Below are 9,483 nucleotides of genomic sequence, written 5' to 3' on the forward strand. Positions count from 1 at the left end.
CAGAATATCGGACGGTCTCTTAGTTCGCCGCGGACATCAGCCTGTCGCCGCACGCATTCGCATAGAACTTGCCGCCACATTGGCGCTTGATGGCGGCGCAGCGGGCCGCGGGCGAGGCATTCTGCGGGACCGTGAAGCCGCAGCTGAGGCCATCGGCGCTGCGACCGGGCTTGCCGGCGGCAAACGCGGCACTGAGGGTCCCGATGCAGACGACGAGCAGGGCCGCCGCGGCGATCTCGATCAGCAGTCGCGTCAGCAGTCTCATGGGAATGTTCCTCCACACTGATGGCTGATTTGATCCGCAATCTAGCACCGAATCCCGGTTTCTCCGTGCTCGCCCGGGTTCCCAAACGGCCCGTTCCTTGCATAAATTTGCGCCAGCGCAGTGCACGGCCGCTCCAGTGGCAGTTCCGGTGCAGGGGCAAGACGCGTAAGGGTTAGTGGTGTGTTCGACCAGGAAGTGACGGCTTTGCAAGATCAATCGTTCCAGCCCAGTTTTCCCGCCCCCGGCCAGCCGATCGACGAGCTCGCGCTGGCTGAGATCAAGGGCGCGATCCTGGCGAAGCTGCGCCTTGCCATCGGCAAGGATGCCGGCATGGCGACCAGGCACGACTGGTACCAGGCCGCGGCGCTGGCGCTGCGCGACCGTGTCGTGCATCGCTGGCTCACGGCCGAGAAGCACAGCTACGACGCGGGCCGCAAGCGCGTCTATTATCTCTCGCTCGAATTCCTGATCGGCCGTCTCTTTACCGACGCGCTCAACAACATGGGCTTGCTCAAGATCTTCGAGGTCGCGCTCGGCGATCTCGGCGTCTCGCTGCCGGAGCTGCGCAAATGCGAGCCGGACGCTGCGCTCGGCAATGGCGGCCTCGGGCGCCTTGCCGCCTGCTTCATGGAGAGCATGGCGACGCTGTCGATCCCCGCGATCGGCTACGGCATCCGCTATGATTACGGCCTGTTCCGCCAGATCATCAACCAGGGCTGGCAGCAGGAATATCCCGACGAGTGGCTGAGCTTCGGCAATCCCTGGGAATTGCAGCGCCCCGAGGTGATCTACGACATCTTTTTCGGCGGCGGCGTCGAGCATGTCGACGACAAGGGCCGCGACCGCGCGATCTGGCATCCGGGCGAGACCGTGCAGGCGATCGCCTATGACACGCCGATCGTCGGCTGGCGGGGCCAGCACGTCAACGCGCTGCGCCTGTGGTCGGCGCGTTCGCCCGATCCGCTCAAGCTCGACGCCTTCAACAAGGGCGACTATGTCAGCGCCACCGCCGAGCAGTCGCGCGCGGAAGCGATCTGCAAATTCCTCTATCCGAACGACGAGAGCCCGGCAGGCCGCGAGCTGCGCCTGCGCCAGGAATATTTCTTCGTCTCGGCCTCGCTGCAGGATCTCGTCAAGCGGCACCTTGCGTCCGACGGACAGCTGCGCAGCCTGTCGAGCAAGGTCGCGGTGCAGCTCAACGACACCCATCCGAGCCTTGCCGTCACCGAGCTGATGCGGATCCTCGTCGATCTGCACAATTTCCGCTGGGACGAGGCCTGGAAGATCACGGTCGCCACCCTCTCCTACACCAACCACACGCTGCTGCCCGAGGCGCTGGAGACCTGGCCGGTCGAGCTGTTCGAGCGGCTGCTGCCGCGGCATCTGGAGATCATCTATCGCATCAACGTGCAGCATCTGGCGCTGGCCGAAGCGCGCTGCCCCGGCGACATCGACTTCCGCGCCTCGGTCTCGCTGATCGACGAGAAGAGCGGGCGCCGCGTGCGCATGGGCCAGCTCGCCTTTGTCGGCTCGCACCGCATCAACGGCGTCTCGGGGATGCATTCGGACCTGATGCGCGAGACCGTGTTCCACGACCTCAACCATCTCTATCCCGGCCGCATCACCAACAAGACCAACGGCATCACCTTCCGGCGCTGGCTGATGCTGGCGAATCCGAAGCTGACCGACCTGTTGCGCGAGACCTGCGGCGAGGCGGTGCTCGACGATCCGACCCAGCTCTCGCTGATCGAGGCCCGCGCCAGCGACGTCGAATTCCAGAAGAAGTTCCGCAGCGTCAAGCTTCACAACAAGACCGCGCTGGCGCGCCTGATCGGCGAACGGCTCGGCATCAAGGTCGACCCGACCGCGCTGTTCGACGTGCAGATCAAGCGCATCCACGAATACAAGCGCCAGCTGCTCAACGTCATCGAGACCGTCGCGCTGTACCAGGCGATCAAGGACAACCCCAATGGCAATTGGGTGCCGCGGGTGAAGATCTTCGCCGGCAAGGCTGCCGCGAGCTATCGCTACGCCAAGCTGATCATCAAGCTGATCAATGACGTCGCCGAGGTCGTCAACAACGATCCCGCGATCGGCGGCAAGCTCAAGGTGGTCTTCCTGCCCGATTACAATGTCAGCCTCGCCGAAGTGATCATTCCCGCGGCCGACCTGTCGGAGCAGATCTCGACCGCCGGCATGGAGGCCTCCGGCACCGGCAACATGAAGCTGGCGCTGAACGGCGCGATCACCATCGGCACGCTCGACGGCGCCAATATCGAGATCCGCGACCATGTCGGCGCGGAGAACATCGCGATCTTCGGCATGGAGGCCGGCGACGTGATGATCCGGCGCAAGCAGGGGCTGGACGCCTCCGACTTGATCCGCAACTCGCCGAAGCTGCAGCGCGCCATCAATGCGATCGGCACCGGCGAATTCTCGCCCGGCGATCCCGGCCGCTTTGAATCGATCGCGCACGCGCTGCGCTATCTCGACCATTACATGGTCAGCGCCGATTTCGATTCCTATTACGAGGCGCAGCGCAGCGTCGATGCGCGCTGGCTGGTGGCGCCGGCCTGGACGCGCGCCTCCATCCTCAACGTCGCGCGCATGGCGTGGTTCTCCTCCGACCGCACCATCCGCGAATATGCCGAGGAGATCTGGAACGTGCCGGTCAATCCGACCACGCCGTTGCTGCCCAACCTGCGCGACGCCGCGGGCTGATTTTTCCGCGGCGTGGAAGCGTTACCCGACAGGTAATTGCACAGCCACGCGATGGCTGTGATATGACGACCGTCATTCCGGGGCGGCTCGCAGAGCCGAACCCGGAATCTCGAGCTTCCGGATTCGATGCTCGGTCCCGCGCTACGCGGTCCCATCGCATCGCCCCGGAATGACAGACGGAAACGAAAATGCACGCAAAACTTCCCCATCCCTTCGACGATGCCACCCGCGTCACTGCCGGCGACTCCAGCTGGCAGGGGCACACCAGCGACGATTACTGGGCCTTCGTCGGTCCGTTCGGCGGCGCCACCGCCGCGACCATTTTGCGCGCGCTGATCGACCACCCGGAACGCGCCGGCGATCCGCTCGCGCTCACGGTCAATTATTGCGCGCCGATCGCCAAGGGGCCGTTCGATCTCGACGTGCGGCTGGTGAAGGCCAACCGCTCCAGCCAGCACTGGAGCGTCGAGCTCAGCCAAGGCGGCGGCGAGGTCGCAACGCTCGCCACCGCGGTGTTCGCCGAGCGGCGGCCGTCCTGGGAGCACCGGGTGGCGCAATATCCCGATGCAAAGCCGTTCGAGGAGACGCTGCCGTTTCCGAAGATCGCGGCGTCCTGGGCCAACCAGTATGAATTCCGCTTCGTCGAGGGCGAGATGCGGATCGGCCCAGCGCAGGCCGAACCCGCCAGCACCTATTCAAAAATCTGGATCAGCGACCGCACGCCGCGCAAGCTCGACATGCTGTCGCTGATGTCGATGTCTGACGCCTTCTTCGGCCGCATCTTCCACGCGCGGCGCGAGCTGGTGCCGTTCGGCACGGTGTCGCTGACGACCTATTTCCACACCGAAAGCGAAGAGCTCGCGGCTGAGGAAATCACGCGCGTGCTGGCGACGGCCGATTCGAAGATCATGCACAAGAGCTACGCCGACCAGAACGCCGAGCTGTGGTCGCCGAACGGAAGGCTGCTGGCGACCACGACGCAGATTGCGTATTTCAAGGCGTGAGCTCTCTCCACCCCTCGTCCCGCTCTTGCCGGGGTTCCTAACCCGCCATTCGCTGCCTCAGGCTCTGATAAAACGCCGTCTCGAAATTCATATAGCCGATGAACGACGTTGGATCGCCGAACGGAAGAATCTGCGTGGCCCAGAACCCGCCGAACCCGTTCTGCCGGTCGATCCAATAGAACAGATTGGCAAGGCCTGCCCAGCCGAGGGCGCCGGCGGGACGCCCGGTGGGTGCTTCCTGGTCGTTGATCATGAAGGACAGCGCCCAGGACTTTGACTGGCCCGGGAAGAACTCGGCATCATTGCACAGCGCTGGGATGACGCCGGTGATCGGTGTCACCTTCTTGTCTCCGAGATGATTCTTCTCCGCCATGCGCACGGTCTCCGCCTTCAGCACGCGGCCATGCTCGCCGGCACCGTCATTCAACCACATCCGGATGAAACGCATGTAGTCGCCGACCGTGCCGTAAAGGCCGTGGCCACCCATATGCACTTCAGGGTTGGCGGGGAGCTCGAAATCCATCGGCGTCAACGAGCCGTCGGCGCCGCGCGCGTGGATCCCGGCCAGTTTGCCGCGCATGGCCTCCGTCAGCTCGAAGGTCATATTCTTGATTCCGAGCGGCTCGAAGATGCGCGTATTGAAAACCTCGCCAAGCCGGCGCCCGGCGATGGCCTCGACGATTTGGCCGCACCAGTCGAGATTGGTGCCGTAGTCCCAACGCTCGCCGGGATCGAACAGCAGCGGCGTCATCAGGCAGGCTTTGGAAGCGGTGATGACGCTGGGCTGCCCTTTCTCTTCGGCGAGGCGGTTATAGGTGCGGTTGATGAAATCGTAGCTGAGACCGGCGGTATGCGTCATCAGCATCCGTGTGGTGATGTCCCGCTTGGGCGCCCGCAGCATCGGCTCACCCGCGGCATCAAAGCCCTCGATGACCTGGAGCTTGCCGATGTCCGGCGCGTAGCGCTTGGCCGGTGCGTCGAGATCGAGCTTGCCCTCTTCGACGAGTTGCAGCACGGCCGTGCCGGTGATCGCCTTGGTCGTGGAGAAGATGGCAAAGATGCTGTCGGCCGTCATGTCGGCGGGCTGGTCAAGGCGCCTTTTTCCCGCAGCACCTTCGTAGATGTTGCGATAACGGTCCGTCACCATCGCGACGACGCCGGGCACGCGCGGCGTGGATGTAACGACACCGTCGAGAACGGCGTCTGCAGCAGCACCGAAATTCGTGCTCATGGTTGTCCTCCCGTTGGGATTGGATGAATTCCGTCGACGCAGCGCTTCGCGAGCACTCAGTTCATGGTGAAGCCCAGGTAGCCGCTGGCGGCGACCTCGTTGCATTTCTGCCGGTAGGCGCCGACGCCGCCGCAGTAGGACAGAACGCGGCGCGGTTTGCCTTCGACGTTCGAGCCCAGGTACCAGGAATTGGTCTTCGCGATCAGCGTCGCATTGGCGATCTCATCGTGATGCGCCACCCATCCGTCTTCGGCATCCCTGGTCGGCTCAACCACCTTCAGGTTCTTCGTGCGCACGAACCTGATGCAATCGTCGATCCATTCGACTTGCTGCTGGAGACAGGTGGTCATGTTGCAGAGCGCAGCCGACGGAGCCAGCGGCACCGCGGTCGTGAACAGGTTCGGATAGCCGTGAACCTGCAGGCCCATCGTGGTGCGGATATCCTTGCTCCAATCCTCCTTCAGCGACCGCCCACCGCGGCCCCTGATATCGATGCGCGTCAACGCGCCGGTTCCGGCGTCGAATCCAGTCGCCAGAACGATGACGTCGAGCTCGTGGATCGTCCCGTCCGCGGTCTGGATACCCATGGGTGTCACGCGTTCGATCGGATTGGCCTTGACGCTGACGATCTCGACATTCGGGCGATGGAAGGCCTCGAGGAAATTCTGCTCCAGCGGCACCCGGTGCGTCCCGAAACCGTAGTCGGCCGGAATCAAGGCTTCGCACAGCTTTGGATCCTTCAGTCGCTCGCGCATCTTCTCGCGCACGAAGTCGGAGATCTCGGCGTTGACCTCGGCATCGAAGAACAGCTCGGCAAAGGACGAGATCCACAGCTTCAGGGAGCCGTCGTTCCAGCAATCCTCGATCACCTCCCTGCGCCGTTCTGGCGAAAGTCCGGCCCAGGCGTGCTCGAAATCGTATTCGAACCCGGTGAAGGTATGCGGCAGGCGCTCCGTGAGGTGTTGGAATTTCGACTTGTAGGCCTCCGCATCTGCCGCGCTGTACTTGGGATTCTTCATCGGAATCATGTATTGCGGCGTGCGAATAAAGACCTTCAGATGACCGACCTCGCCAGCGATGGTCTGGATGACCTGGATGCCGGTTGCGCCGTTGCCGATGACGCCGACGCGCTTGCCGGCAAAATCGATCGGCTCCCTGGGCCAGCGCGCCGTGTGGAACAACTGCCCCTTGAACGTCTCCTGTCCCGGAAACGATACGTGGGGGGCGGAGAGCATGCCGCAACAGGTGATCAGAAACTGGGTGTCGATCACGTCACCCCTGTCGGTCGTGACCAGCCAGCGCTGTGTGGCTTCGTTGAAATGGGCGCTTTTGACGATCGTCCCGAACTGGATGTCCTTGCGCAGATCGAGGCGGTCGGCGATGTAGTTGAGCCAGCGTTCGATTTCCGGCTGGCCGGGGAATTTCTCGCTCCAGCTCCATCCCTTGTAGAGCTCCTCGGAGAACAGATACTGGTAGATGTGGCTTTCTGAATCGAAGCGGGCGCCGGGATAGCGATTCCAATACCAGGTGCCGCCCACGCCTGCGCCCGCGTCAATTGCCCTGACCTTTAATCCCTGTTCGCGCAAACGGTAGAGCTGATAGAGCCCGGCGACGCCGGCTCCAACAACCACCGCGTCGAATTTCGCCGTGACATGCGCGCCATTGCTTCCATTGGGTTTGGTCGCCGTTTCCGCCATTTTTCCCTCCTAGGTGTTTCCAGAGCGCGCGCGACCCTCCCCACCCGTCGTGCGCTCGGATGGTGGTGCATCGCGTCATTTGTCGGTCCCGCGAGTGCCTGCGGCTTTTCACCCTTCTTCCGCACTTGCCCGGGACGCGAGGGAGGCTATGAGGCGGGCTGCGTTCCCGGCTTGAACAAAACCGACAATCCTTTGAATGAAGCCGGAGGCCGGCACCGACCTCGCCCGAGCTCGCTTGGCAAATGGCAAATCCGGCCTATGCTGCTGCCTTGCCGATCGGCCAATGAGAACAACAAGCAGTCGACCATGCCAAAACTCCAGGGAGGAGGCTCGCGCGATGGGGCAGTTCATCACGGTCGAGGAGCTGCCACGCTATGCTCCCGGCGAAATGATGCTGGACAGTTCGGCGGTGGGAAAAGCCGATTTTCGGCTGCGCGTGTTCCGCTATGCGCCCTCCGATATCTGGGTGCCGCCGTCCGATAACTTTCTGATCGTGATCTATCGCGAAGGCACCACGGCGATGAAGCGCCGCGTGACCGGATCCTGGAAGCAGGATCGGGTCGGCCGCGGCGTCACGACACTGCTGACGCGGGCCGAAGCGTCGAACTGGCGATGGTCCCATGACATCGAAGTCAGTCATCTCTACATCTCGCCCAGGCTCATGGCGAAGACCGCGAGCGAGGCTTTTGACCGGGATACCGAAAGCGTCGAGCTTCATGATCTGCTCAGGATCGAGGATCCAGTCCTGACCTGGATTGCTGACCAGATGGTGCAGGAGGTTTCCGCAGGAGGTCCGGGCGGCCGGCTCTGCTACGATGCCATGGCACTTCAGGCGAGCATTCACATCCTGCGAAAATACGCCTCAGTGCAGTTCAAGATGCCCTGTGCGCAAGGGCCCTTCAGGCCGGCGCATGCGCGAATGATCGAGGACTATATCGAGCAGAACATTTCCCGGAACATCACGCTCGACGAACTGGCTAACATCTGCAACTGCACGCCGGTGCAGTTCGCCCGCAAATTCCAGGCACACTATGGCATGCGGCCGCACAGCTATGTCCTCACCCGCAAGGTGGAGCGCGCCTGCGAACATCTGCGCAAGGACCGCCTGGCGTTGAAGGAGATCGCCCTGTTGAGCGGATTCTCCGACCAGAGCCATCTCAACCGGATCTTTCGCCGGCACATGAGTACGACTCCCGCAGAATATCGCAAGCAATGCACGGGCTAGACAGCCTGACGATGCTCAGGCCGTAAAAAGAAAGGGCGGCTGATGAAGCCGCCCTTTCTCGTCAATCACATCTTGCGAGAACTTACTCCGCCGCGAGCTTCACGTCCGGCGCGGCGGCGCGCACTTCGGCGTCCACCTGGGCTTCGAACTTGGCAAAGTTCTTCTGGAACATGCCGACCAGCGCGCGGGCGGTCTTGTCGAACTCGTCCTTGTCCTTCCAGGTGTTGACCGGGTTGAGGATCTCGGCCGGCACGCCGGGCAGCGCGGTCGGGACCGCGAAGCCGAAATATTTGTCGGTGCGGAATTCGACGTTGCGAAGCGAGCCGTCGAGCGCGGCGGTGAGCAGCGCGCGCGTCACCTTGATCGGCATGCGCGAGCCGACACCATACTTGCCGCCGGTCCAACCGGTGTTGACCAGCCAGCAATCGACGTGGTGCTGGGCGATGAGGTCACGCAGCATGTTGCCGTAGACGCTGGGGTCGAGCGGCAGGAAGGGCGAGCCGAAGCAGGTCGAGAATTCCGGCTGCGGCTCGTTGCCGAGACCCCGCTCGGTGCCGGCGACCTTGGCGGTGTAGCCGGACAGGAAGTGATACATCGCCTGCGCCGGCGAGAGCTTGGCGATCGGCGGCAGCACGCCGAAGGCGTCGGCGGCGAGCATCACCACGTTCTTCGGCTGCGGCGCGCGGCCGGTGCGCGAGGCGTTCGGGATGAAGTCGAGCGGATAGGCCGAGCGCGTGTTCTCGGTCTTGGAGCCGTCGTCGAAATCCACCACGCGGGTATCTTCGTCGAGCACGCAGTTCTCGAGCACCGCGCCGAAGCGGGTCGAGGCCGCGAAGATCTCGGGCTCGGCTTCCTGCGACAGCTTGATGCACTTGGCGTAGCAGCCGCCTTCGAAGTTGAAGACGCCGTTCGGGCCCCAGCCGTGCTCGTCATCGCCGATCAGCGTGCGGTTCGGATCGGCCGATAGCGTGGTCTTGCCGGTGCCGGACAGGCCGAAGAAGATCGCCGCGTCGCCCTTGGCGCCGACATTGGCCGAGCAATGCATCGGCATCACGCCGCGCTCGGGCAGATAATAGTTCAGCGTGGTGAAAACCGACTTCTTCATCTCGCCGGCATAATAAGACCCGCCGATCAGGACGATCTTGCGGGCGAAATCGATCGCGACGACGTTCTCCGACTTGCAGCCGTGCCGTTTGGGATCGGCGCGGAAGCTCGGCATGTCGATGATGGTGAGCTCCGGCACGAAGGTCGGCAGCTCGACCGCCTCGGGGCGGATCAGCAGGGTGCGGATGAACAGCGAGTGCCAGGCGAGCTCGGTGAAGACGCGCGTCTTGATCCGG

7 protein-coding genes are annotated in these 9,483 nt (G+C 63.3%); 3 read left to right on the top strand and 4 right to left on the bottom strand.

Annotated features, from left to right (window positions below; all coding sequences use genetic code 11):
* Positions 1-19: 19 nt before the first annotated feature.
* Positions 20-265: a hypothetical protein gene (locus BM190_RS15065; protein WP_177237082.1), complete on the bottom strand. Its 246-nt coding sequence runs from the start codon at positions 263-265 to the stop codon at positions 20-22.
* 204 nt (positions 266-469) lie between these two features.
* On the opposite strand from BM190_RS15065, the gene BM190_RS15070 reads away from it, so the two are divergent.
* Positions 470-2,986 carry a glycogen/starch/alpha-glucan phosphorylase gene (locus BM190_RS15070; RefSeq protein WP_177237083.1) on the top strand — a complete coding sequence of 839 codons (2,517 nt, stop codon included), beginning with the start codon at positions 470-472 and terminating at the stop codon, positions 2,984-2,986.
* Positions 2,987-3,174: 188 nt separating this feature from the next.
* Positions 3,175-3,990 carry an acyl-CoA thioesterase gene (locus tag BM190_RS15075; RefSeq protein WP_092255875.1) on the top strand — a complete coding sequence of 272 codons (816 nt, stop codon included), beginning with the start codon at positions 3,175-3,177 and terminating at the stop codon, positions 3,988-3,990.
* Positions 3,991-4,027: 37 nt separating this feature from the next.
* On the opposite strand, the gene acmB is transcribed toward BM190_RS15075, so the two are convergent.
* Positions 4,028-5,221 carry a methyl acetate hydrolase AcmB gene (gene acmB, locus BM190_RS15080; RefSeq protein WP_092255878.1) on the bottom strand — a complete coding sequence of 398 codons (1,194 nt, stop codon included), beginning with the start codon at positions 5,219-5,221 and terminating at the stop codon, positions 4,028-4,030.
* A 56-nt stretch (positions 5,222-5,277) separates the two neighbouring features.
* Positions 5,278-6,918 carry a flavin-containing monooxygenase gene (locus BM190_RS15085; RefSeq protein WP_092255883.1) on the bottom strand — a complete coding sequence of 547 codons (1,641 nt, stop codon included), beginning with the start codon at positions 6,916-6,918 and terminating at the stop codon, positions 5,278-5,280.
* Positions 6,919-7,255: 337 nt separating this feature from the next.
* On the opposite strand from BM190_RS15085, the gene BM190_RS15090 reads away from it, so the two are divergent.
* Entirely contained in the window at positions 7,256-8,143 is an 888-nt protein-coding gene (locus BM190_RS15090; RefSeq protein ID WP_018316381.1) for a helix-turn-helix domain-containing protein, read from the top strand.
* 82 nt (positions 8,144-8,225) lie between these two features.
* On the opposite strand, the gene BM190_RS15095 is transcribed toward BM190_RS15090, so the two are convergent.
* A partial coding sequence (locus tag BM190_RS15095) for a phosphoenolpyruvate carboxykinase (RefSeq protein WP_092255886.1) occupies positions 8,226-9,483 on the bottom strand: 1,258 nt, incomplete at its 5' end.

The sequence above is a fragment of the Bradyrhizobium sp. Rc3b genome (assembly GCF_900114915.1).
Lineage (GTDB): Bacteria > Pseudomonadota > Alphaproteobacteria > Rhizobiales > Xanthobacteraceae > Bradyrhizobium.